This window comes from Spirosoma pomorum (assembly GCF_054776615.1).
Map to the genome: position 1 here is coordinate 590042 of NZ_BAAHBP010000001.1, position 23764 is coordinate 613805.

Consider the following 23764-nt stretch of genomic DNA (forward strand, 5'->3'; position numbering starts at 1 on the left):
AATGCGTTTGATCTTTCTACTAGTTATGAGTTTGGGGGCTTCTGCTTTTGGACAGTCCTCTTTTAACGACTCAACGCCCAGCAATTCCTTAGCTCGTTCGGTTAGCCTTCAATTAGGCACAACAGGACCTCGCCTGTTTTTCTACCAGGAAATTAGTAAGCCCAAGCGTTTACAAGTACGCATTGGTGGCCAGTACATCGCCTACCAAAAACCCATTCGCGTCAAAGTATCGTCAGAATCGGCCCTAACGCTGGAGCCTGATTTTATGATTGGTATTGCTCAGGCGGGTCTCGTCTGGCAACCTTTCCGGCGAAACTCCTTTTTCCTGACTGCTGGAGCTGGCTATACTTGGCATCCAAACCTGTCGGTTGTCATGACGGCGGAAAACCAACTTGATCTCGATGGCCTTATCCTAACGCCTGAAGATGTTGGCCGTGTAGCACTCGACTTGCGATGGAGCTCAGTCGTTGGCTACATCGGCGGTGGCTTTGGCCGCATTATTCCTCGCAAACGATTCGGAGTTGGTGTTGAACTCGGTATGTACTATCTGGGAAAACCCAAGGTTAATCTTACGTACGAAGGGTTCCTGGAGACAACGACCATTGACGAGCAGGTACCTAAGCTCGAGCGTAACCTGCGGAATTATCGTTATCTCCCGGTTCTTAATCTAACGCTGACTTACCGGCTTTCTCGGAACCCCTGATTGCTTCATTATGAAATCACTACGTAATCTTAGCTGGTTATTGATACTGATGTTGCTGGTTGACGCATGCCAGAATCCGCTCGAAGATTTGGCAATTGGCTTGAAAGACCCTATTCAAGCAGGCGTCATTGAATGTCGACTGTATGACCCGGCGGGCAATCCGTTACCTAAAGACGCCCGGGTAACTGTTGCTGGTCCTGACGCGGCAAAAATAGTTACTACGTTAAATTCGACCCGTTATAGGGTCAACACAGAAGGGGTTGTTCTTCTTGCTGTTGCGCCAGGTAATGTTGCGTCTATTCAGCAACCACTCCGGTTTACAGTCGTGGTTGAAGCTACTGACTATCTCACAATCGTTCAACCGGTCGTGATGACCAACATGGACCGGATAACGCGATACATTCGGTGGATCAATACAAAGAAACCACCGCGTACAATGGCCGCTATCCAAGCTACTGGACGCGCCAGTAACACTGGAGCAACAACGGAAGCTTTTCAAACGACAAGCCCTTCCCCTGCTAACTCATCGGATATTGCCACTGTAGTCATTCCTGCGGGAGCTCAGTTAACCGACCGCGACAATCAAGCCGTCGGCAATAATTTAACGATGAATCTTCTTTATACCAATGCTCGAGAGGAAGGCTCTACCAGCCAGGTTCCGGGTGGCGGAATTTTCTCGAACGTTATCGGCAAAAACGGAGCGAACCTAGGCAACTTACGGGTCATTTCGATAGCGGGTTCAGTTTCGTTTGAGGTATACAACCAAACGTATCAGTTAGCAGACGCATCGTCTCAGCCCATAAGCTGGTCGATGTCACTCAATCCAAATACGATAAATGGTCAGAACGGCCGTAGTATACAACCTGGTGATTCAATTCCGCTTTATAGTTATGACGGATACACGGGAATTTGGCGTCAGGAGCCGCAGGGAGTGGTTGTACGGAACAGCCAGAGCAATAGTTTGGAACTTCGGGCAGCGGCACGTCGATTTGTTACGTATGTGGCAGCGTGGACTGATAATGTCTGCGCATCCGGCCCTATCTTTCAGGTAACAAGTGATCTGAAAAGTGTCGATGTCAATTACCTCTGTAAACTCATCGACGCAACGACTAACCAACAGGTTGGGGCTTTCTATGCAAACGTCAACAACGGGGCATACATCGGGGTATACAACCAGCCGCAGGGTCGAAAATTGAAGATTCAGGTCTTTGATGAGACAGACGCCTGGGGTAAAGGGTCAAATGGTGGGATGATTGCGGAATCTGGTGTGGGCGAATCCTGTAGCCAGACCCCTATTGCTATTAATTTGAAAGCGCTTCCAGTTCCTCCTGTCATGAATCTGGAATTTGCCTTTTCGTGCCCAGGGGGCACTCAATTAGATGAATCGCTACTTCCCTCTCTCCTAAGAACTCAATACAGCGAAGCTGGCAAAGAACAATGGCGCGATCTTATTACGGCGACCCGCACCGAACGGCGCGTTGAATCATACAAGATCCAAATTGGTCGTACGTATGACTTCCGGGCCAGTACTGATGGCGGGGCAACATGGCCACTACGTCAAAATAATTATCTGGTCGACAAGCCGGAATGGGTGTTGAAGATTCGATCCGAATCGTACTGTAAGTAGCTCGTACAGACTAGAATTCCACTAACTGTCTTGATGCTATGCAGCGCTTATTTAATGCGGTCGCTATATTTGACAAAAATCTAATTACGCATGCAGCCTGTGGGCTTTGATTAATTAAACTTTACCATCAATCAAGTATGTATTCCTTTCTAGTGAGTAAATCTTTTTTCAAATCCACCCTGAAGCTGTTTGCCCTTCTAGTACTATTACAGAACAGCGGCTGCATATCATCAAAGAAACTGGTGTATTTCCAGACGTTACAGGATAGTTCAGCCAATAATGTATTACAGAGCGCTGAACGGTATACCCCAAAAGTGCAGGTGGGAGACGTACTCTCAATTCAGGTTAACAGTTTGAATCAGGAGGCTTCGGCATTTTTCAACCCGTATGCTGCTATTTCGGCAACTAACAACCAGCAGGTAAATGCAAACACAGCTCCCATTGCCAGCAACTATGGATATTTAGTAAGTCCACAAGGTACAATCACATTACCCCTGATTGGCGATCAACCAGTAAAAGATAAAACAACAGGGCAGATTGCGGATATGATCCGGGAAAAATTGAAATCCTACCTCAAAGAGCCAACCGTTAGCGTCCGTAACCTGAACTTCAGGATCTCCGTATTAGGAGAAGTACAACGACCTTCTTTATTTACGATCCCAAATGAGCAAATTACACTACCAGAAGCTCTGGCGCTGGCGGGCGATCTGACCGTTTACGGTCAACGAAACAACATCTTAGTTATTCGTGAGGAGGGTGGCCAAAAAACCTTTGCTCGCCTTGATTTAACCAAACGGGACCTTTTCTCTTCTCCTTACTATTATTTACACCCGAACGATATTGTCTACATCGAACCGGGTAGCGCGCGCGCAGCTAGCGTGGACAGATTCAATCAAATAACCCCGCTTGTGTTGAGCGCCCTGTCTTTTGTTGCGATTATTTTTTCGAATGCTCTTCGGTAAATATTGGGGGTACTACCATTTGATATTTTACGTGGTAGTACCCCTCGATATTTATTTATAGATACGTCTAATTTTATAATTCAGCGATTTTTTCAGTATTGATATCCGATTACGAAGCATAGTTTCCAGTACAATACCGAAAGCTATTAATTGTATTCCACTACATAAAATAACTACAGCACTATTTACGTAAGATTCAAAGCTTATTAGCGCTCCTACTACTCCCAAAAGGCCAACAAGCACCATTAAAAATCCAGCCGTTCCGAATAAGTGCATAGGCTTTGTTGCGTATTTTTTTAAAAAGATCAACAAGATTAAATCACTTATTACCTTAAACGTTCGGCTTATTCCATATTTTGATTGTCCAATTTGACGCGGACGATGATTTACGGGTAACTCCCCCAATCTAGCGCCTTCCATTTGCGCCAGCACGGCCAGAAAGCGGTGTAATTCGCCATACAAACCCAGGTTCTGAGCCGTTTCAGAACGGATTACTTTGAGGCCGCATCCCAGGTCCTTCAATTTTACGCCGGTGACTGATCGAATTAGGCTGTTAGCTAAACGACTGGGAAATTTACGTAGCCAGAAGCCATCCTGCCGCTTAGCGCGCATACCAGACACAAAATCTAGATCTAGCTCGACACAATACGTTAGCAGCTTTTGAATATCTGCAGGATCATTTTGTTGATCGCCATCAAGTGTAGCAATAAATTCTCCTCTAGATACATCAATGCCTGCTGCCAAGGCTGAGCTTTGGCCGTAATTCTTCTGTAGATCTACTATAGTTAGATGGGAATCATTCAAAGACCGTAGCTCATTCAGTGTTTGATCGGATGAGCCATCATTCACATAGATAATCTCATAAGATACGTCAAGTAACGCTTGCTGAATCTGTGTGACCAATGGCTGAATATTACCAGCTTCATTATACACACACACGACAACAGACAAATACGGCGTAGAAACTTCAGGAGAGGGCATTCGTAATTAGGGGTCAAAGCGAACAACGTAAGCCGAGTGCTTGTCAAATAGCGTATATTTCCCTAGTATCTGGTATCGCTCTCCAACTAAACTTACTGAATCGGCAATGTAATAAGCACCTGGTATCTTCTTGTATGTCTTTGGAAGAATTTCGCCACGAGTAGCTTCAATGTGGAATGAACTAACATCGGTGGCCTGTCCATTTCCAACTGTCTTTTTATAGCCATACAATGGATGACCTTTTGTCAAGCGAGCAGCTTGTTCAGCGCTGTTTTTATAAAATTGCCGTGTCGCTACCCGACCAGGTAAAACGATCCAGTTGATTCCCAGCCGGACAACGATCATCACGCCAATCATCAACCCTAATCGGTTGGCTGACGGTTGGTACATCCACCAAGTCAGGATAGCCGACAAAGCAGATACAACTGCCGTTTTCCATAATATGCCTGGAATAGTTTGCGTCGCTGGATGAAAAACGGCGACCCAGACTCCTACCACCAATAGTACGACCAATACTAACCAAATACGTTCTATCCACCAGCGAGGCCGTTCATTGGGAGCTGTCTGTTCATAATAAATCCAGGCCAGAACGGTTAGCAACAAAGGCATCAACCCAATTAAGTATCGGCCATACACATTGGGCGATGTCCAGTAAACTAATACATTGACGCCGAAAGCTAAGGCATTGAACAGTATAAATGGTTTAACACGTATTGACGCCCACGCTGACCGACGAGCCAGTAAAATCAACAGGAACAAGTAAGGAAGAAAATGATAAAATGCTTCAAACGGAAACGTGACCAGATGCAACAACGTTTTACCTAAGCCGTAATGTAACCCCGTCCGTTTAGCACTTTCGGTGAATAATACGCTGGCTACATTTTGCATAGGTATAGAATTCCTGTCAAAATAGAGCCAGTAATAGCCTCCAACTATCAGTGTAAACAGACTAATACCAACTAGGTGCGCCGGATGAAATAGTCGTTTGTATTGTTTTGTGTACAGTAACCAGCCTCCCAATGTTAGTACCTGAAATGCTAATGGAGGAAGTCCCTTCAGCATAAAGCCTATCGCTGTTAGCCCGTATGTAGTAATGAACAATAACCAATACTGGCGCTTTTGGCTAAAATGAAACACGCACAACATGGACATGTACGTGACCCAGCCAAATGTAATCTCAATCAGCCCCAACATGGAGTCATATAACAACACTCGCCCATTTGTCAAGGTCATCATCGCAGCAGCGAAGGCGACTACAGGATTGACGTATTTTCGAACAAATACGTAGACGGTGAAGCCAAACATCAGCAGCGACACCAACATGGGAAACCGTAACGCAAACGAAGAGTAATCCCCAAATACATGGTACGACGCTGCGATTACCCAGTTATAAAGGGGAGGTTTATTGAAGTAACGTTCTCCATTAAGCGTGGGAGTGATGTAATCCCCAGATAGCATCATCTCCAGCGCTACCAGCGCTCGACGTGGTTCATCAGAACGAGTATCCAAGGGCATATAGCCCAAATGCGATACCAGTACGACTACTAATCCAGCGACTAGCACCAACGACCAGCCAAATCCAAACGGTGGCTTCGTTGTTTTTTCTAGCCCATTCTTCAATTCATAGAAGTTTACCATAACATACCTTCCCAGATTTTTCCACGGGAAGCGTCTTAGTAAGGTCACATCAAGAGGTTTATTTGTCTACCGTAAATGTGAATGGTAGCTCCTGCATGCATTTAAAATGGCCCTTCGGACATTTCTCAAAACCAATCTTCGAGCATGGCCGGCAGGATAGCCCTTCTGTTTGCAAATTAACATGTGGGGTTTGATACGGATACATACCCAAATCCGGTGTCGTGTTTCCCCAAATAGCAAACACCCTCTTTTTCAATGCTGCAGCAATATGCATCAAGCCCGTATCATGGCTAAACACTAGCCGTGCTTGCTGGAGTAATGAGGCAGATTGATTAAGATTAAATTCCCCACAAGCATTATATATAACGTCCGTACCTAACGACTTGACTACTAGATCACCCGCTTCTCTATCTTCTTTTCCTCCTAGTAACACTATAGGGGAGTTAATCTTGTGGCATAACTCAATCATTCGTTCGACCGGCAGCCGTTTTGTGGCATGTTGCCCACCAATAGCATAGGCAATGTACCCCGCCTGATGCGCTGCTGGCAGCTGATCGAGCTTAATCTGATCTTTTTCTGGAATGCAATAGTCTAGCCCTAATCCATCATTCGTTACGCCTAGTGGAGCCACCGTAGCCATGTACCGGTCAACGATATGCAGTTTAGGCATTCGATTGATATGTAAGCGTACATAAAGCCACTTATGCCAGTTTAGCTTATCCACTTTGTAGGATCGAACACCCAACGCTCGCTTGATTATACTGGTCCGGAGGTTGTTATGCAGATCAATTATGTAGTCATACCGCTCAGAACGCAGTTGGTTGACTAACTCATTCAGTTTCTTGTCAAGATAATGACATTGATCGATGTATGGATTCTTCTCGATCAGTGTAGCGAATGATCGCTTGGTGCAGAAATGAATTTCGGCATCGGGCATCTGTTGTTTTAGACAACGCACAACCGGCGTAGTCAGTACGATATCCCCAATGGACGAAAAACGTAGAATTAGTATTTTGGCAGGAGCTGCCATGTGCGGTACTTGATAATCAGAAAAATAATTAAGTAAAAAAGTGAAAAAATTGCTTGTCTGCCAACTCTACTAAGAAAATCAACATAAGAGATTAGAAATTTATCAATTTCTATTAGTGTATTTTCTTCTCTAACTTCCTATAATACCAGTAGTACCAGTCTTGAGGTGTTGACCTAAAAAATATCCCCTATAGAGTACAGCGATGCCTCTCACTATCTATTTGCTTGCCGCTAAAATTATTAACTTGCGTATTATTTCAGTAAATCCTCGCCTGTTAGGCGAGTCCTTTCTAAAGATGCTTCGTGCATCCTGTACTTATGTGGCAACAGTTACGGCGCTGGTTGAAGCCAATGTCCTCACAATCAGTTAATAGTACTCCTAACGATGCCGCCCTCATCTGGAATGTAGATATGCATAATCATCTGATTCCGGGAATCGATGATGGCGTAAAGACACTTGAGGATTCAATGACGTGTCTGCGTCAGTACGCTGCATGGGGTATTCATCGGGTGATTTGTACACCACACGTTAGTCAAGACTACTATCCTAATACCGCGGAACAAATCTTAGAAGCGGCCAAGCTAGTACAAGAAGCTATTAGCAGCGAGCAACTTCCTATTGAACTAAGCGTAGCTGCGGAATACCTGCTGGACGAGGGCTTTGAGAAATTAATGCACGAAGAGAAACTACTGTCCTTCGGTCCAGCTCGTTACGTCCTGATTGAAACAGGCTGGGCATCGGCCCCCTATCAGCTTGACCAATGGCTCTTTCAGATGCAGTTGAAGGGGTATACACCTATTCTTGCGCATCCCGAGCGCTATACTTATTACCAGCAGGAGCCCTACCGCTTGACCCAAATCCGGGAACAGGGCTGTCTGCTTCAACTCAACATTATGTCGCTGGTAGGGCGCTACGGTAAACGCGCGCAACAACTGGCCGCTCACCTACTGGAGGAACACGCCATTAGCTTCGTGAGTAGCGACTTGCACCGCCCCGCCGATTTACCTATTCTACAATCCGTATTTTCTACCTCAACCTGGCAGCAACTGCATGAGCAGCCTCTGCTAATGGAGCAACTTCTATAAAGCAGAGAAATTTGTGTCTAAATCAATTAATAAGCTCATTATTTGAAGTAGAGCCAATTAAACGAATTCACTTTCTAAAGATTTAGAAATCAGCTTCTTTTTTATAGATTTTTTCTTTATTGCTTGACTAATTTTTAATTCAATATGTATATTAGTAAAACTTGCTACTTTGTAAACAATGAGTAAATATAGACCTAAAGCAATAATCTGTATTGGTATTGAATCTATAGAAAATCTTTTTACAACGCCTTCGAGTAAACTAATTATAAGCATGTGCGTAATAAATATTGAATAAGATAAATGTCCTAGTTTTTTCAAATATTGATTTGATAAATAACGTGAAAAACTACCTTTTTCTAAAGCAAATACAAAGATACTTGAAGCATATACAATAGGCAATAAAGCGCTAATCTCGACGGGCAAATACAAGATTGAAAATAAACAAATTAGTACCGTTAATAATTCAATTATTGCAAATGTTATTTTACTACCAAACTGCTTATTATATGACTTATACATTTCATATGCGATGCAGCCAATAAAAAAACAAAATACACATTACACTGCGCCCCTGAAACCGGACCACTTTTTCGAATAACGAAATTGTTAGTTATTGTTTTTACCCACTTGGTTTGTGCTACTTTTCACCCCTTTAGTACCTGTTCTGGCGTTTGATAGGCCAGAGCCTGATGAAAGCGTCGACAGTTGTAAAACTCGAAATAGGCCCGTAAACCAGCCTCCAACTGCCAGCCATCGGCGTAGGCTTTCAAGTAAATGTCTTCATATTTCACCGTTCGCCAAAGGCGCTCCACAAATATGTTATCCAAGGCTCGCCCTTTACCATCCATCGAGATTTGAACATTAGCTTTCAATAATAAAGCCGTGAAGACATCAGCCGTGAACTGACTTCCTTGATCCGTATTAAAAATGGCGGGCGTAGGGTAAGTGGCCAGCGTTTCACTCAGTACGCGACTACACCACTCAACCGCCATTGTGTTGGAAACGGACCACTTAAGCACATACCGGCTATGCAGATCAATGATCGCCATCAGATACATATAACCCGTCTGCATGGGTACATAAGTTATGTCAGTCGCCCACACCTGATGCACACGGTCGATAGTCAAGCCGCGCAACAGATAGGGGTAAATGCGGTGACCAACTGCTGGTTTAGACGTATTGATCCTGGCATAAATAGTCTCTATACCAATTAGTTGCATCAGCCTGCGTACCCGCTTGTGATTCACCAGATAGCCTGCTTTAGTCAGGACGAGCTGCATTTTTCGATACCCGTGAAAAGGGGTTAGCAGGTACTGCTCGTCCAACAAACGCATTAGCAGCAAATCTTCCGTGTCAGCAGCGACAGGCTGATAGTAATAGGCTGAACGATGTAATCCAACCCACTGGCATTGCTCCCGCAAACTACCTGGGGCGGCTAGGTCAACCAGCGCACGACGTTGAGATAGGCTCATTGGGGTAACTTTTTTTTAAAGAAAGTTAGCTCCATTTGTAGTCGGCCAATCTGCTCGTAAAGCAGAGCGACATCGGGTTGCGTCGAAGCCATTACAGGCTTATGAGCGGCCTCGAACAGCGTCGAAGCGGAGTCCATGAACTGTTTTTTCCAATCACTGATCTGATTAGGATGGAGTTCATGTCGTTTGCTGATGACGGCTAATGTATCCTTCTCTTTGAGGACTTCGAGAACGACTTTGAGCTTGAAGTCTGCGGTAAACTTGCGCTTGGTCTTGCCTTTCATACGGGTCTAAATTTAGCCCGTTATCCAATTTAACAAGTGGTCCTAAATATGGGGCGCACCATAAGCTAACACGTTGATTCGTCAATATATATAATAACACTGTCCTGAACCCAATAAAGTGAGCCAGTGAGAAGTAGAGTAAAACACTTAAATTTCACTAGCAATTGGAAAGGGAAATGAAAGCAGGACGATTCACGGAATCGCAGATCGTGGCGATTCTCAAACAGCAAGACAGCGGCCAAACCGTCGCTCAAATTACCCGCGAACATGGCGTCAGTGAAGCCACCTTTTACAATTGGCGAGCCAAATACGGTGGTATGCAAGTTTCCGAAGTGAAGCGGCTTAAAGAGTTGGAGGACGAGAACCGTCGACTTAAGAAAATGTATGCCGAGCTGAGTTTGCAGAACGAAATCATCAAGGAGGCCCTAGCAAAAAAGTGGTGAGGCCCACTGAGCGTCGAAAGATTATCAGCTGGATGATTGATCAGAAACAGATCAGTCAACGCAAAGCCTGTCGTTGGGTGGGTCTCAGCCGCAATGCCCTTGTTGAACCAATTGTCATCAAGCACAAGGACGAAGTACTGGCAAGCCAGATCGAGCAGTTGGCTCGACGGCATAAACAGTGAGGTGTCCTTAAGATTTATCGCCGGTTGCGCAAGCAGGGAGAGTTGGTTAATCATAAGCGAGTCAGACGTTTGTACCGAAGTTTAGGTTTAAGCCTACGGCGAAAAACGAAGAAACGACTACCTGATGCTGTGCGTAAGCCGCTGCTCAAAGCAACAGCTTGTAATCAGTGCTGGTCACTGGATTTTACGTCTGACAGCTTAACGGGTGGGCGGAAGTTTCGGACATTGAATGTAGTTGACGACTATAGTCGGGAAGCCTTGGGTATTGAGATCGATTACTCCTTACCTACCCGCCGAGTTACCCGATTGTTAGATCAACTGGTAAAGTGCTATGGCAAGCCGGAGCGGTTACGGAGCGATAATGGCCCTGAGTTTATTAGTCAGGCTTTTCAGGATTGGTGTAAAGATCAGTCAATTGAATTGTGTTGGATTGAACCGGGTAAACCTACCCAAAACGCGTATATTGAGCGTTTCAACGGAACCTTTCGCCGAGAGGTTTTGGACGCTCACATTTTCACAAGTATTAGCCAGGTACGGCTCGTGGTGGATGAGTGGCTGGTAGAATATAATACCGAACGGCCTCACCAGGCTTTAAAGTTTATGACGCCCGTTGAGTACCGACAGGCGGCTTAAATTCCAGCCAAAACTGGCTCACCGAACGGGGTAAGGACAACACGCCCTTCATTTTGAGCTCGGGTGAGCACTCCTCTCGCCAGTGGGCGACTTGCTCAGATTTCTGCTGCCAGGCCTTGGTCTACGGCTTTTAGCGACTCCAGCCTATCGTCTTCAAAATTCACCCCACTTGAGAGGGATGGTAGCTAATGACAAAGAACTTTTTGATGACTTCATTGACTCGAGACCGGGTCCAGATATGACCAGGAAAGCCATGATATTCAACCCCTTTTCGGCTTGTTTGTCGCTTTCCATAGTCGGCACAAGATACAAATATTACAAACCTATGCACGGATCAATATTTAATTAATTTTTTATAAGAAAGTAAAATTGCAAAGTTTATAAGTAAGTACACATTAATATTACTTAGTAGAACTAGAAGCTTTCATCCACTTTGATCTGCAACAACTTGCAAGAACCTATCGATTTGCCTATTTTGCAATCTATATTGGCCATCCTGACCTAATACTATCCAAGTTCAACTCATCAATTTGATAGCACTAATCGACTAATAATATTTTTCGATGAAAAACTCTTTAAGCATCGTCTTACATATATTTTTTAGCATAGCGATCACACATATAATCGATGGGCAATCTGTTCCTGATACTATCACTGCCCGTCAAACTATTTTCGCAGAAATAAGTGGCTTGGGTTCTTCAGTAACCCAAACACCTTTTTGGTTTCGCTCCCGTCAATACGGCATTATTCCGTTGACTAGCCCGGCGGGAATCGTACAAACTGGTATAACTAGGCAATTTGGCGATTATCGTAATCCACAAAAAGCGCATGTAAAAGTAGGCTTTGAAAGTGTAGCTAACTTTGGTAGTAACTCTAGACTAATTCTTCCTGTTGCCTACGCCAGTTTACTTTTAGGGAAGTTTGAACTATACGCAGGACGGCGTCGAGAAGTATTTGGCTTAGTTGATACCCTACTTACTTCAGGCTCTTATGCTTGGTCTGGTAACGCGTTGCCGATTTACAAAATACAATTGGGAACTCGGGGTTATGTGCCTATTGGATTTACAAAAGGAGTAATTGCTATAAACGGATTATATGCTCATGGCTGGTTTAACAATACTGATTCAATAAAAAACTCTTTTCTACATCAGAAGGCACTATTTGCACGAATCAGTCTATTCAAAAATAAAGTGCGGTTGTATGGAGGAGTAACTCATTACGCACAGTGGGGAGGCTATTCTAATGCTTCTAGTAACAGTGTGACTACTGTTAATGGAAAAATTCCGAATTCATTGCAGACATATAGGGACATAGTTCTTGTTAGGCAGCCTTCTGGTGATTCTACACTAAATAGTGCGTTCGATCTATCCAATCAAGCAGGCAATCACCTTGGATCAATTGATGTTGCGCTCGAGCTTGATAAAGTTGAAAGCAACTGGTACTTGTATTATCAACATCCTTTTGAAGATAAATCGGGAGTTGCTTTTCAAAACATGCCAGATGGTCTTTATGGAATAAGATGGAAAAACAAGGCAAAAAAAGAGTATTTCCACGTAGAACAAATTACTGTTGAGTTTCTAACTACTTTAAATCAAAGTGGATTTGATTTTTATATTGGAAGTCGCTTGTACAACGGAGCCGATGATTACTTCAATAATTATCAATTCGTAGATGGCTGGACTCATAACAAGCTTGTAATAGGCACACCTTTCTTTACAAAAAGGGTAGATACCCGTCCAGAACTGCGAAACTTGAAAGGAGGTTTTGAGGGAGTGAGACCACTCACGATAAGCAATAACCGCATTCAGCTGGGACATTTTGGAATACTAAGTGCATGGAATAACGGCAGCCAATTTCGTACTTTGATCTCATTCAGCCGTAATCAAGGTCGTCCTATTACAAAAGACCCACGTACTCCACTCTATCAGTTATCATGCATGTCAGAACTAATGTTACCAGTCAAATTTTTACATGGAAGCGAAATAAGATTTATTGTTGCGATAGATAGAGGGCAACTACTACCCGAAAACATGGGAGGATGGATAAGCTTTCGAAAGACAATCACTAGGATTTAAAAATCATAAAGTCTTCTTATAGAGAATACTTTTAAAAAAATTCTCGTATTGATTCGTGATCAAAGGCCAATGATATACATCATGTATTTTTTTTCGATTACTTTCTAAAAAATGATCGAAATCTCTCTTAAAATAGGAGCCTAACGCAAAGGCTACATCGGTAGAATTTCTAAAATAAAATGCTTCCTCGCCGAGTATAGCTCGGTTAAAAATATTATCATATGCGCAAATTAGTCCGTTAGACCCCATTGCTTCTAAAAGCGAAGGATTTGTTCCTCCGACTCGGTGACCATGAAAATACAGATTCGAAAAGTAACGTAAATTATTTAATTTTTCTTGATCATATACCCCACCAATAAATCTTATGTTCTTCTGACTTTCGTATTTATTCCGTAAGTATCTTCCATATTTCGTATTATTATTTCCTACTACAAGAAATATATCTTTATTACCTGATTCAACGATCCCTTCCAAAATTACATCAACACTATTATCAGATTGAAGACGTGCAATAAGCATATTGTAGCTTAAAGGAGTCAGATCGTACTCCATCAAACTTTCCTTGTCTGGATGCTCAAATACGTAAGATCCATAAGGTATAAAAATAGACTTTTTAGCGTATAAGTCTGATAAATGCTGTTGAATTCCAATAGAGTCAGCAATTAAATAGTCATTAGTATTAGTAGCCCATCTCTCAGCATGTTTAAGAAACCATTGTACAATCTTTGGATATTTACTACGCATCCATTCGACGCCATCCATGTTGATTGCTAATACCGGCTTTTTTGGCAACATCCACCCCCAAACGGAACTAGTGGTATAGCCTAATTGGAGTATGATATCAAAGTCACGCTTCTTCGCATCACTTATACAATTGAAATCATATATAAATTGACCTGCCAAACCGATATGATCTTCTGGATCATAGCAATGTACAAGTTCAACACCTTTGTATTCTTTTCCTTTATATGGATGAGAATGCGAGTTGTAAACTATCACATGATGACCTTTTTCTGCCAAGTCTACAGCTAAAAAGTCAGCAAATTGCTCGAACCCACCGTAATTATTCGGGATTCCTCTCGAACCAGTAATAGCTATTTTCATTATTTAATTTTTAGTACTTCCTTATAAGCACTCAACGTTTGATGAGCTGTTTCTGTCCAAGTATATGTTTTCAATATATAATTTTTTAGATCTTTATTTACTTCGTCATTGTAAGCCCGTAATATACTCTCTCTAATAGAATTTATATCGTCAGGATCACAATAGTAAGCCATATCTTTGAAGTACTCTTCAGTATCTCCTTTTCTAGTGATTACCAAATTACAATCCATCACGCCTGCTTCCAAAGAACTTAAACCTGTTGTCTCGAACCAACTAGCTAATACATGTACTTTAGCAGCTTTATACAATTTAGCTAATTCCTTATGGTTTAAATGGTCTATAAATACGACATTTCCTGATTGTATACCTTCATCGAGACATCTTTTATAATATGTAGCATGATTAGGAGAGAACTTACCAACAATTACAAGCTTAATAGAAGTATCTTTTAAGGCTCTGATTACATTTAGCTGGTTTTTTCGCCCTTCTATCCTACCTACACAAAGAATACAATTTTTGTACTTTTCATCTGGCTCGACAAACTTAGAAAAAAGATCAGGATCTATAGCATTTACAACCTTTTTATACTTAATCTCGACATTAAAATCGTCAGAGAATCGTTTATACTCACTATCAGAATTAGGTAATATAGCTAAAGCCCTATTTAAAATAAACTTTATAGAAGATTTATGCCCATGAAACAAATAACGACTAGATTTAAGACTTTTCCTTTCTTTTATTGATCTTGCTAAAGCTTTTAAGTATTCAATTTTGTTAGCGTCAAGCATTCTGAAAAGAACAGATGTTAATCCTGTTCTATGCTTTCTCTCGTATTCGTAGTAGTTAACATAAATCGTTGAGACCACAAATGATTTGCCGCTTTTTAGATGTGGTAATATGTCATCAGGTCTTATAATGTTAAAAAAATGTATTAAATCATACTTGCTATAATCTATGACTTCATCTGCCAACTTTATATCAACACTAACATTTAGAAGACGTAGATATTCTGCAGTTTTAATTATCTGTATTGAATCTCCACCGGGAGAAGTATTCATGTTACTTCTTCCCACCATTAGAATGCTCAGTAGTTTGTCAATACTCATTATTAACATCTAGGTTTTAAGAATTTAGCCGGAACTCCCCCATATATGCTATTGGCTTTGTATTGCCCGGCTACAACCACAGAACCTGCAGCTATGATACATCCATCTTCGATTACAACACCATCTAAGATGGTAACCTTTGCCCCGATCCAGCAGTTTTCGCCAATATTTATTCCTCTATGATTTACTCCCTGTAAACGTATAGGTGTATCAGATCTATCAAAATTATGGTTTTCAGCATGCAAACTGACAAAATTACCAATTATTGTATCTTGCCCTATCTTTATTCCACCCGCGCATCCGTAAAAGCAATCCCGGCCTAACCCAACGTTTTTCCCAACATCTAATCCCTTACCTATATGTTTCAAGCTTCCCGTACACTCTATCACTGTTCGCTTTCCAACAGAAACATTGTCACCTAATATAACACCGTCAATAGAAACGCAGTCTAAGTAACAGTTATCGTCTACTGTCACCCCCCGTCCTGCAAAAAACTTTGTTTTCGCTTTTAACGTTGCATTCTTTCCGATAAAGAGTGCTCCCTTTCTATTCGTAAATAAAAAGATCCCTTTAATCATCATAAATATTCTTTCTAATACTTTACTTAAAATATAGGAGACTGGAATTCTTGAATCTAAAGTATAGATCTCCCCTTTAAGCCTCGTCAATAAAAAGTTAATGAAGGCCATTATTTCTACGGTTGAAATTTACCCCGAACTTCCTAAAATTTTTATTAATACGACTTTTTAAGAAAACATACGAACAAAAGAAAAAAGTCAACAATTTATTAGCGTCGCCTGTCTTAGTGGATGCATAAAAGTGCTCTATTACGGCATTCAAGGAGTCACTTGCCCCTCCTTCGGTCATTTCTATTGTAATTCTATTCAGATACTCTGCTTTCAGATTATTACCTGCTCTTAACAAGAGCTCATAGTCTCCTACAACTTTATAATGTAAATTATATAAGCCGTATTTAATATAGATATTCTTCGAATGAAGTGAACCAGGATGAGCGACCATCATTTTGCGCAAAAACTTGGGCCATTCCCATCTATCACCATTGACCCATAAGCCTTTTCCTTCTTCACTAACTATTAATGCTTTTGATGAAATATAATCGATACTCTTATCTGAGTTCTTCAGGAAAGAGTAATAACTAAATAAAGCATCAGGAAGTAAAAAATCATCAGCTCCTACAAAAAGAATCCATTGACCTTTTGAAGCATTTATACCCTTATTCCAAGCGTCATATATGCCCTTATCATATTCGGAAATCCAATAGTCTATCTCTAATTGATATTTTTTTATAATATCCAAAGTTTTATCAGTAGAGCCACCGTCAATTATAATTAATTCAAGGCAGACTTGCTTCTTTTGAATTAATACAGAATTTATCGATTTCTCTAAAGTTTTATCTGCATTATATGTTGCTATTATGACTGAGCAGAACAGACCTTCTTTCATTATATAAACTGAAGTTACTGTAATCAAATAATTTGTACAAAAAACCTATCATTACTTGCAAAAAAAATAACTCTCCTGAATGGAAACCGGGTATAAAATAGCTGGTCACTAGAATACTTCCTAGGCATCCAAAGTATATATGCGTCGTGGCAACGCTATTATTACTTTCAAGCCTATACCGTTTGTAACCAGCGTAAAATGTCTTGTAAATTAAAATAACGAAAACTAATATACCAGCGATTCCATTTTTGATTAACATGTATATATAGCTATTATGAAAAATAGGTATGTATCTCATTCCCCCTTCCTGTAAGCCCATTACATTTATTTCTAAATCGACAAGACGTCCTAACCCACCGAATATAATTTCAGTAATTGATCCATCATTAAATTCTTTTAAAGCCATAAATGTCTCATATCCTCTGTAATTACCATTTATTTCTTCTTCTGTGGAGTAATTTAATACATTAACTTCATTGAGCGAATTCAGACTCTTATCAATAAATGCGGAATCGGTAGTGATACTAAAACTTTTCACTACACCGTAACTAATAACGAAAAATATTAGTATTGAAGCAACCTTGATCTTCGTCTTATAATTTGAAAATAATAAAACAGATATAACAAAAGAAATGGCAATTAAATAATCTATTCTTGATGCCATTAAATACATTCCATAAAAATTAAGAAAAAGGATAAAATTATTTACCTTATATGTTTTATCTTTCACTATTTTCATAGTAACAAAAATACTTACTAATAGGGCAGGTGCTATATCATTTAAAAGACCTGAATTGTATCTTGATCCTATTGGATTAATTAAGCCATCTATTCCACTAGATAAAAAGTTTAAATATATTTTTTTAAAAGTTATGCACGTGCTATAGAAAACTAATGCTCTAATCAGATCAATAAACATTACTTTTCTTGATATAACTACGCCAGCTAAAAAAAACAGAATTGGACACACTAGATAAAATATGTCTTTATATATATCATATTGGTTATAGTCAAACGATATACAGAGACTTAGCAAAACTGGTAGTAGTAGAATTAAAAATATATTACTAAGCGTACTCTTACTAAATAGATATGATACTATAGTTACTCCAAATAAAAAGTCTACAAAAGATGACTTGTCGAAGAACAGGACAACACATAAATACACAGCAGATATTATTCTTAATAATTTATTATGAGATAGCATATATCTAATATTATTAGAAGTGTAAAAGTTTAACTCTTTCTTGCCAAGTATTATCTGACACTACGCGCTCGTAGTTTTTTTCAATTAAAGGAATATATTTGTTATAATTTGAAAGTATTTCCTCTAATTGCTTAATTGGGTTACTAATATCTATTATTATAATAGGATTGTAATCGAATAAGTCTTTCATTTCATCTGGTAACACACCTAAAATCAAACATTTTGATGCCATGGATTGCCAATACCTCATCGTAACAGTCGAAATTCCACCGGATATCTCAGGATGTGTCACAGATGCAGGAACACATATTGATATTCGAGATCTGGCTAATCCTTCTACAAAAGTTTCCCTAGTTGGAAAGATGATCGATTTACTATTTTTCTGATATATGTATTTATAACCTTTTTCTTGTATTGCATATTCAATTAAATTATGATATAAATCATACTTTCTCCCTAATTGAATAATATCAATGTCTTTATTTTCATATGGATACCATTTATATCTATCAGGATTTATACCTTCAGGTATCCATCTAACTTGTATGTCTAAAAACCTCTTGCCATATATACTTGCTACTTCTTTTGAAGAAAAATATAAATATTTTATATTAAACAACTTTATCATTTTATCAATATGACTATGCGTATGTGGCCAAGCATCATATATAAACAATCCATTATTTTTTGAATGTAGCATTAAGGGAAAACACTTTGCAAAATGTGGACCCATTAATATCGAAAAATACTCTGAATCTGTACGAAAAATTCTCTGTAATATAGGTAGTATTAAACTCTCTAGTTTAAGTTTTTCTATTATCTTAAATACTAAATAATAGGCATTTATTTTATGTTCAACTACTTTTGTAGACTTTTCACTTACTATCGTATCCTCAAACTCTTCTAGAGCATCTAAAGACACGTGTTTTTTTCTACTTCTATTATTAATTAGTAGTTTCATGTTGGATACGTAAAAAGTCTAAATAATCGTACTACTTAGCTTCATCTTTTTAACTGTACGATTGCATTCTTTCCATAAAACTAAATTCATAATTGAAGTAATTATGAACGTTGCAAAGACGATACCGGCTGTTCCATACATCTCCCCCAGTTTAAAACTTAAGGGAATATTAGATACGCTAGATATTATGTATAAATATAGTTGAATTTTTAAATTGCCTATGCCATTTAGAAAATAACTACTCAATGAGAGACAGCACTGAGATATAGTATATAAAGCTACTATACATAGCAGCTTTTCCTCAATATTGATGTCATCTCCTAACCAGTAATGAAATACAAAATTCGAAAGTAAAAATAGCAATGGTACAAATACAAAAGAAAATACAAGCCAAATCTTTCTAAGTAAAGAAAGATTTTTCTCCACCCAGTCACCATCATTTTTAGAAAAAGCTTCAGTAAATGCACTCCAATAAGGGGTAATTATTACTGCGAAGGCGATTGATAAAGTAGAGAAAAGTCTTGTAGAAACATTAAATTTTGTCACTTCTTCTGGTCCAGCGACTTTATTTATTATAAAGCTATCTGTATACATTAATATAACAGACCCAACCTGTAAAAGAAAGAATATTAAACCTTTATTTATAATTGTGTTTGATAAACTCAGATCAATCTCTTTCATTGAAGGAGAGATATGTATTAAATCTTTCGTAAAGAAATATAGGGTAAACAACAAATACACTATGTTTGGAATCAATGCATATACGAATGCAATAACTTCAATATTACCTTCTACATTTTTCTTTAACGTGCATATTACAATCAAAATGCTGAATTGACTAAAAAAAACTATAAAATTTGCCGTTGCAACTCTTTGAAAAGAAAATAGTATACTAGTTATAGTCTGCATTATCAACTGGGCGCAAAGCCCAAATAACAAGACAGTATTTACTTTTTGTATTATTGACAGGCTTATACTTTTTACACCATATATTTCATTCCAGTTTAAAAGGTAGTTTATAGGTAAGAATACGACAAGCACTGTGGAAGATATTACGATTACCCAGCAATAGGTTGTGCTTACGTATTTCCGAGCTGTTTTATAGTCACCTTCTGATATTGCAATTGTTAGCTGATTTCTTAGACCATTTCCTAGCCCAATATCAAGAATACCAATCCAGCTAATTACAGAGCTTACTGTTATCCATATTCCGTATTGGATAGGGTTTATATAATCAATAAGTATTGAGACCAATCCGAAGTTTACTATAACGCTACCGATTTTAGTAATTAAAGATTTTGCAACATTACTTTTAATCTTGTTAGATAAATTATCTGATGAGTATATTTTCTGTTTTATTTTCTCTGTTATTAACATTTTATGCGACTGTTGACTATACGAATATGTTAAGAAAGGCATTATTGTTAACAATCACGTTTATTCATGTCAAATTTTCTTATGAGTCAATAATGATATGTCTTAAAATCGTGTCACCAATTTATCACATTGGTACCGCACATTTATAAAATTTTCCATTACATTGGTGATTTAATCGCCAATGTAATGGAAAATTTACTTTTAATTAGTGTAATAACCCTTACTGTTGTACCCGTAACTGTAATATTGATCTTCTCCGTCACCAACACCATTCAAAATAATATTGAGCTTATTAAAACGTTTTTCTTGATATAACGTCTCAATCATCTTCATCGAGTTCTTTGGCGTCACATCATGACGTACAATGAACATTGTTGCATCCGAGAAGGGGGCGATAATTTGTGCATCAGTAACTAATCCAATTGGTGGTGCATCAATTATTACGTAGTCAAACTGATCTCTCAACTCTGATATAAGTTTTTCTAATCGTGGGCCACTTAACAGCTCAGCAGGATTTGGAGGAATTGGACCGGATGTAATAATGAAATAATCATCCCGGTCAGGTATTGGTTTAACAACTTCGTTAAGCTCTACTTCACCAGATAGATAGTTGCTCAAACCCATTCCATTAGCCATATCATTCAATGAGCTACGTAAACGAGGTTTACGCAAGTCCATTTCAAGGATAACCGTACGCTTACCCACTAATGCCAGACTAGCTCCCAGATTCAGGGATACGAACGATTTACCTTCACCGCTTATACTAGACGTAAAAAGCAAGACCTGACTACCTTCTCGACTATCGCGCAAGAACTGAAGGTTAGTGCGTAGCGTACGAATCTGCTCAGCGATGATTGACTGACTTTGGTTTCCAACAACTAAAGATTCTGCCTGACGTTTTTTGACCACTTCTCCTAGAATTGGCACGTTAGTATATTCTTCAACTTCCGCCCGTCGCACAATTCTATTGTTTAGCATATCACGACCTGCCATTACCGAAACAGGTATTAATAGGCCGCCCAAAGCAAACAGCAAGAAAATCATTTGCTTCTTAGGCTTTACCGGGTCTTTATACGTGCGAGCCTCATCAATGATACGAGAGTCTGATATAGTAGAAGCAAATGAAACCGCCGTTTCTTCGCGCTTCTTCAATAGGTATGTATAGAGATTATTTTTGATAGATTGCTGTCTTGTTATGTCCATCAACACACGCTCTTTTTTAGGAATAGTGCGCATTACTCCTTCCATCTTATTATTTGTTGATACGTATTGTTGTTTAGCTGTTGTCAACATCTTCTTCATCGTTGAGACGTTCTCAGCAATGCTACTCTTAGCCGTTTTTATTTGGCTATCGATAGTTTGTAGCATTGGGTTCATTTCTGATGTCGTGCGAGCTAGTTCATCCCGTTGAGCTTCCAGCTTTGTTACGTTTTCAATTAAACCTAAGAGCGTAGGATCGTTTAAACCTAACGTGGCTGGCGTACCACCTCTGTTGCCAGGCTGTTTATTAACGTAACCTTCTAAATCTTGTAGGGCACCTAATTGCACATTTACTTGATTGAGCTGTGCATCATTTTCCTGAACAGCTTTTAAGAATGTTTCGGCCTGCGTCCCCAGATCAGTAATACCTTGTGATGACTTGTATTCTTCAACACCTTTCTCGACAGAAGTTAGTTCTCCTGAGATAAGGTTAAGACGATCTTCAATGAACTGTAGTGTTTTGGAAGCAACTATATTCTTATCATTTACTGCTGCTTCATTGTAAGCCATGATTAAACGATCCAAGATCGCAACTCCTTTATCAGGCACAGCTGTTTCGATCCCTAATACGATAACTGTCGAGGCTTTGCTGGTTGGTTCAGCCGTGAAACTTTTTAGCAAATCAGTCACCACTTCGACTCTATCAGTCACTTCAACAAAGAGAGGTTCTAATTTATTGTTGATAGGCTTACGAGTAAAAACACGTAGCCGACCGTATGGTGTATCAACACTTGTGTTTACAGGGTATTGTTTACCGTTAATGACAACTGTTTGATTGTTGGCAAAAGTAATTTCTAATGGGTCTTCGTACAGAATGGGAGTACTTTTCTCCACAATTAGCCGTATGGGGGACTGCTCGTAAATTTCTCGCTTTCCGTATGGTGTATCGTGGAAATAAGAAACTGTTAGATTTAGTTGTTGTGCTACTCGATCCATCAAAGTATATGACTTGAGGATTTCAATCTCATTCTCAACTACCTTTTTAGGCGCAAAGATTTCAAGCTCCTGTAATGCGCTTTCCTGATCCAGACCTTTCTTCTCATCTTTGATCAGCACACTCGACTGACTTTTGTAAATAGGTGTCTTGTAGCGTAGGTAAAAGAAAGCTGCTACACACATTAATCCAATAGAAATCGCGAACCAATACCAGTTCCTTAGATAGCGAAATAAAATAGCTCTGATATTTATCCCGTCCTCTATCTCGACGTTCTGGTAAGGTACATAAGAATAATTGTTGTCCTGAGTTTTCATAGTAATCGTTTACAGGAAGATATTGGTGAATTTCTATTAGAAAAAAGTCAGTGAATTAATTCGCAACATTTTACCAAGCGTTCACTTTACCAGTTAACATAGGCTTTACCGTTAACCAGCATAAGCTTACATCCGTCGATAGCGATTGACGTTTCATATAGTGTAGATCGTAACGAAGGCGATGTTGCATCTTTAACAGAGCATCAGTTTCACCACGTGCTCCCCGCACTTGCGCAAGTCCTGTGATGCCTGGCCGAACTGTGTATCTAAACTCATAGTTATTGATTACATTCCAGTATTGACTGTCGTGTTGTAGCGCATGAGGTCGAGGCCCTACAATACTCATATCGCCAATCAGGACGTTCCAGAACTGAGGCATTTCGTCCAAGTTTGTTTTCCGAAGAAATCGGCCTATGCGTGTTACTCGAGCATCACCTTTCGTTGCCTGCGCAAACTCAGGATTACGCTCAAAATACATGGTCCGGAATTTAAAACAGGCGAAAGGCTTTCCACGACGTCCCGTGCGCATTTGGATAAAAAGAGCAGGACCTGGGGAAGTCATCAAAATGATGATGCCAAGAATAGGCACTAACCAGCTAAGTACGAATAAGCTTACTAGTAACGATATGCATACATCAAAAGATCGTTTACCGTATTGGGTATACCAGTTTTGATTACTCGTTATGGTGCCTAATTCGCTTAACTCTGAATTGTAGGTGGTTGGCTGTATAGAAATCATTTATAGGACTGTTCAAATAGTTAATCGGTACCTCATGTGTTCATGAAGTACATCTTGTTCAGTGAGGACCTACTCATATACAGCGTGGCAAGTAAATTTCTTCTTTTCATTCATGTCTATGTGGTCTGGATTAGTGTATAATATTCTTTCTAAAGAAAAAGTACAAAAACAAAAGAACGT

At 39.7% G+C, this 23764-nt stretch carries 23 protein-coding genes; 8 read left to right on the forward strand and 15 right to left on the reverse strand.

The genetic code is table 11. The annotated features are described in order from the left end of the window. Position 1: 1 nt before the first annotated feature. From ACYVAD_RS02415 to ACYVAD_RS02425, 3 genes are all read left to right on the forward strand, one after another. Complete coding sequence (locus ACYVAD_RS02415; protein WP_461137868.1) at positions 2 to 703, forward strand: hypothetical protein; 702 nt, start codon at positions 2 to 4, stop codon at positions 701 to 703. A gap of 10 nt (positions 704 to 713) precedes the next feature. Beyond that, positions 714 to 2330: a hypothetical protein gene (locus ACYVAD_RS02420; RefSeq protein WP_461137869.1), complete on the forward strand. Its 1617-nt coding sequence runs from the start codon at positions 714 to 716 to the stop codon at positions 2328 to 2330. Between the two features lie 137 nt (positions 2331 to 2467). Further along, the gene (locus ACYVAD_RS02425; protein WP_461137870.1) at positions 2468 to 3292 is read left to right on the forward strand and encodes a polysaccharide biosynthesis/export family protein; all 825 of its coding nucleotides are present in this window, start codon (positions 2468 to 2470) and stop codon (positions 3290 to 3292) included. A 51-nt stretch (positions 3293 to 3343) separates the two neighbouring features. Here the strand turns inward: ACYVAD_RS02425 and ACYVAD_RS02430 are convergent, their stop codons facing one another. The 3 genes from ACYVAD_RS02430 to ACYVAD_RS02440 are packed head-to-tail and all read right to left on the reverse strand — an operon-like array spanning position 3344 to position 6941. Beyond that, complete coding sequence (locus ACYVAD_RS02430; RefSeq protein WP_461137871.1) at positions 3344 to 4273, reverse strand: glycosyltransferase family 2 protein; 930 nt, start codon at positions 4271 to 4273, stop codon at positions 3344 to 3346. 6 nt (positions 4274 to 4279) lie between these two features. After that, positions 4280 to 5911: an ArnT family glycosyltransferase gene (locus ACYVAD_RS02435; protein WP_461137872.1), complete on the reverse strand. Its 1632-nt coding sequence runs from the start codon at positions 5909 to 5911 to the stop codon at positions 4280 to 4282. Between the two features lie 58 nt (positions 5912 to 5969). Beyond that, entirely contained in the window at positions 5970 to 6941 is a 972-nt protein-coding gene (locus ACYVAD_RS02440) for a glycosyltransferase family 9 protein (RefSeq protein ID WP_461137873.1), read from the reverse strand. 350 nt (positions 6942 to 7291) lie between these two features. Here ACYVAD_RS02440 and ACYVAD_RS02445 point away from each other — a divergent pair, with 350 nt between their 5' ends. After that, on the forward strand, positions 7292 to 8026 hold the full coding sequence (locus ACYVAD_RS02445; protein ID WP_461137874.1) for a tyrosine-protein phosphatase: 735 nt from the start codon (positions 7292 to 7294) through the stop codon (positions 8024 to 8026). A 57-nt stretch (positions 8027 to 8083) separates the two neighbouring features. Here ACYVAD_RS02445 and ACYVAD_RS02450 read toward each other — a convergent pair whose 3' ends face one another. The 3 genes from ACYVAD_RS02450 to ACYVAD_RS02460 form a co-directional block, all read right to left on the reverse strand. After that, positions 8084 to 8545 carry a hypothetical protein gene (locus ACYVAD_RS02450; protein WP_461137875.1) on the reverse strand — a complete coding sequence of 154 codons (462 nt, stop codon included), beginning with the start codon at positions 8543 to 8545 and terminating at the stop codon, positions 8084 to 8086. 125 nt (positions 8546 to 8670) lie between these two features. After that, positions 8671 to 9498, reverse strand: a complete 828-nt coding sequence (locus ACYVAD_RS02455) for an IS3 family transposase (RefSeq protein WP_461137876.1) — start codon at positions 9496 to 9498, stop codon at positions 8671 to 8673. Beyond that, positions 9495 to 9782, reverse strand: a complete 288-nt coding sequence (locus ACYVAD_RS02460; RefSeq protein ID WP_461137877.1) for a transposase — start codon at positions 9780 to 9782, stop codon at positions 9495 to 9497. The genes ACYVAD_RS02455 and ACYVAD_RS02460 overlap by 4 nt, the downstream gene beginning before the upstream one ends. Positions 9783 to 9958: 176 nt before the next feature. Between ACYVAD_RS02460 and tnpA the strand changes: the two genes are divergently transcribed. The 4 genes from tnpA to ACYVAD_RS02480 all read left to right on the forward strand — a co-directional run bounded on the left by tnpA (position 9959) and on the right by ACYVAD_RS02480 (position 13115). After that, complete coding sequence (gene tnpA / locus ACYVAD_RS02465) at positions 9959 to 10225, forward strand: IS66 family insertion sequence element accessory protein TnpA (protein ID WP_461137878.1); 267 nt, start codon at positions 9959 to 9961, stop codon at positions 10223 to 10225. Positions 10226 to 10257: 32 nt separating this feature from the next. After that, a complete protein-coding gene (locus tag ACYVAD_RS02470) occupies positions 10258 to 10407 on the forward strand; it encodes a hypothetical protein (protein ID WP_461137879.1) in 150 nt (49 codons plus the stop codon). Between the two features lie 12 nt (positions 10408 to 10419). Next, on the forward strand, positions 10420 to 11040 hold the full coding sequence (locus tag ACYVAD_RS02475) for an IS3 family transposase (RefSeq protein ID WP_461138513.1): 621 nt from the start codon (positions 10420 to 10422) through the stop codon (positions 11038 to 11040). A gap of 563 nt (positions 11041 to 11603) precedes the next feature. After that, a complete protein-coding gene (locus ACYVAD_RS02480; protein ID WP_461137880.1) occupies positions 11604 to 13115 on the forward strand; it encodes a capsule assembly Wzi family protein in 1512 nt (503 codons plus the stop codon). 3 nt (positions 13116 to 13118) lie between these two features. On the opposite strand, the gene ACYVAD_RS02485 is transcribed toward ACYVAD_RS02480, so the two are convergent. From ACYVAD_RS02485 to ACYVAD_RS02525, 9 genes are all read right to left on the reverse strand, one after another. Then, on the reverse strand, positions 13119 to 14219 hold the full coding sequence (locus ACYVAD_RS02485; RefSeq protein WP_461137881.1) for a DUF1972 domain-containing protein: 1101 nt from the start codon (positions 14217 to 14219) through the stop codon (positions 13119 to 13121). Then, on the reverse strand, positions 14219 to 15277 hold the full coding sequence (locus ACYVAD_RS02490) for a glycosyltransferase (protein ID WP_461137882.1): 1059 nt from the start codon (positions 15275 to 15277) through the stop codon (positions 14219 to 14221). Before ACYVAD_RS02490 ends, ACYVAD_RS02485 begins: the two co-directional genes overlap by 1 nt. Before the next feature lie 50 nt (positions 15278 to 15327). Continuing rightward, positions 15328 to 16014 (reverse strand): acyltransferase, encoded by a 687-nt coding sequence (locus ACYVAD_RS02495; RefSeq protein WP_461137883.1) that lies wholly within the window; start codon positions 16012 to 16014, stop codon positions 15328 to 15330. Then, complete coding sequence (locus ACYVAD_RS02500; protein ID WP_461137884.1) at positions 16001 to 16789, reverse strand: glycosyltransferase family 2 protein; 789 nt, start codon at positions 16787 to 16789, stop codon at positions 16001 to 16003. The genes ACYVAD_RS02495 and ACYVAD_RS02500 overlap by 14 nt, the downstream gene beginning before the upstream one ends. Beyond that, positions 16746 to 17708: a hypothetical protein gene (locus ACYVAD_RS02505; RefSeq protein ID WP_461137885.1), complete on the reverse strand. Its 963-nt coding sequence runs from the start codon at positions 17706 to 17708 to the stop codon at positions 16746 to 16748. Before ACYVAD_RS02505 ends, ACYVAD_RS02500 begins: the two co-directional genes overlap by 44 nt. A 301-nt stretch (positions 17709 to 18009) precedes the next feature. Continuing rightward, positions 18010 to 18957, reverse strand: a complete 948-nt coding sequence (locus ACYVAD_RS02510; protein WP_461137886.1) for a hypothetical protein — start codon at positions 18955 to 18957, stop codon at positions 18010 to 18012. An 18-nt stretch (positions 18958 to 18975) separates the two neighbouring features. Beyond that, positions 18976 to 20334, reverse strand: a complete 1359-nt coding sequence (locus ACYVAD_RS02515; RefSeq protein ID WP_461137887.1) for a lipopolysaccharide biosynthesis protein — start codon at positions 20332 to 20334, stop codon at positions 18976 to 18978. A 201-nt stretch (positions 20335 to 20535) separates the two neighbouring features. Beyond that, positions 20536 to 22845, reverse strand: a complete 2310-nt coding sequence (locus tag ACYVAD_RS02520; RefSeq protein WP_461137888.1) for a GumC family protein — start codon at positions 22843 to 22845, stop codon at positions 20536 to 20538. A 70-nt stretch (positions 22846 to 22915) separates the two neighbouring features. After that, positions 22916 to 23584: a sugar transferase gene (locus tag ACYVAD_RS02525; protein WP_461137889.1), complete on the reverse strand. Its 669-nt coding sequence runs from the start codon at positions 23582 to 23584 to the stop codon at positions 22916 to 22918. Positions 23585 to 23764 lie beyond the last annotated feature (180 nt).

What these genes read in the sequence shown, in the direction of transcription:
- ACYVAD_RS02415 (WP_461137868.1), top strand. Translation starts at nt 2, where the DNA reads ATGCGTTTGATCTTTCTACTAGTTATGAGTTTGGGGGCTTCTGCTTTT.
- ACYVAD_RS02420 (WP_461137869.1), top strand. Translation starts at nt 714, where the DNA reads ATGAAATCACTACGTAATCTTAGCTGGTTATTGATACTGATGTTGCTG.
- ACYVAD_RS02425 (WP_461137870.1), top strand. Translation starts at nt 2,468, where the DNA reads ATGTATTCCTTTCTAGTGAGTAAATCTTTTTTCAAATCCACCCTGAAG.
- ACYVAD_RS02430 (WP_461137871.1), bottom strand. Translation starts at nt 4,273, where the DNA reads ATGCCCTCTCCTGAAGTTTCTACGCCGTATTTGTCTGTTGTCGTGTGT.
- ACYVAD_RS02435 (WP_461137872.1), bottom strand. Translation starts at nt 5,911, where the DNA reads ATGGTAAACTTCTATGAATTGAAGAATGGGCTAGAAAAAACAACGAAG.
- ACYVAD_RS02440 (WP_461137873.1), bottom strand. Translation starts at nt 6,941, where the DNA reads ATGGCAGCTCCTGCCAAAATACTAATTCTACGTTTTTCGTCCATTGGG.
- ACYVAD_RS02445 (WP_461137874.1), top strand. Translation starts at nt 7,292, where the DNA reads ATGTCCTCACAATCAGTTAATAGTACTCCTAACGATGCCGCCCTCATC.
- ACYVAD_RS02450 (WP_461137875.1), bottom strand. Translation starts at nt 8,545, where the DNA reads ATGTATAAGTCATATAATAAGCAGTTTGGTAGTAAAATAACATTTGCA.
- ACYVAD_RS02455 (WP_461137876.1), bottom strand. Translation starts at nt 9,498, where the DNA reads ATGAGCCTATCTCAACGTCGTGCGCTGGTTGACCTAGCCGCCCCAGGT.
- ACYVAD_RS02460 (WP_461137877.1), bottom strand. Translation starts at nt 9,782, where the DNA reads ATGAAAGGCAAGACCAAGCGCAAGTTTACCGCAGACTTCAAGCTCAAA.
- tnpA (WP_461137878.1), top strand. Translation starts at nt 9,959, where the DNA reads ATGAAAGCAGGACGATTCACGGAATCGCAGATCGTGGCGATTCTCAAA.
- ACYVAD_RS02470 (WP_461137879.1), top strand. Translation starts at nt 10,258, where the DNA reads ATGATTGATCAGAAACAGATCAGTCAACGCAAAGCCTGTCGTTGGGTG.
- ACYVAD_RS02480 (WP_461137880.1), top strand. Translation starts at nt 11,604, where the DNA reads ATGAAAAACTCTTTAAGCATCGTCTTACATATATTTTTTAGCATAGCG.
- ACYVAD_RS02485 (WP_461137881.1), bottom strand. Translation starts at nt 14,219, where the DNA reads ATGAAAATAGCTATTACTGGTTCGAGAGGAATCCCGAATAATTACGGT.
- ACYVAD_RS02490 (WP_461137882.1), bottom strand. Translation starts at nt 15,277, where the DNA reads ATGAATACTTCTCCCGGTGGAGATTCAATACAGATAATTAAAACTGCA.
- ACYVAD_RS02495 (WP_461137883.1), bottom strand. Translation starts at nt 16,014, where the DNA reads ATGGCCTTCATTAACTTTTTATTGACGAGGCTTAAAGGGGAGATCTAT.
- ACYVAD_RS02500 (WP_461137884.1), bottom strand. Translation starts at nt 16,789, where the DNA reads ATGAAAGAAGGTCTGTTCTGCTCAGTCATAATAGCAACATATAATGCA.
- ACYVAD_RS02505 (WP_461137885.1), bottom strand. Translation starts at nt 17,708, where the DNA reads ATGTTTATTGATCTGATTAGAGCATTAGTTTTCTATAGCACGTGCATA.
- ACYVAD_RS02510 (WP_461137886.1), bottom strand. Translation starts at nt 18,957, where the DNA reads ATGAAACTACTAATTAATAATAGAAGTAGAAAAAAACACGTGTCTTTA.
- ACYVAD_RS02515 (WP_461137887.1), bottom strand. Translation starts at nt 20,334, where the DNA reads ATGTTAATAACAGAGAAAATAAAACAGAAAATATACTCATCAGATAAT.
- ACYVAD_RS02520 (WP_461137888.1), bottom strand. Translation starts at nt 22,845, where the DNA reads ATGAAAACTCAGGACAACAATTATTCTTATGTACCTTACCAGAACGTC.
- ACYVAD_RS02525 (WP_461137889.1), bottom strand. Translation starts at nt 23,584, where the DNA reads ATGATTTCTATACAGCCAACCACCTACAATTCAGAGTTAAGCGAATTA.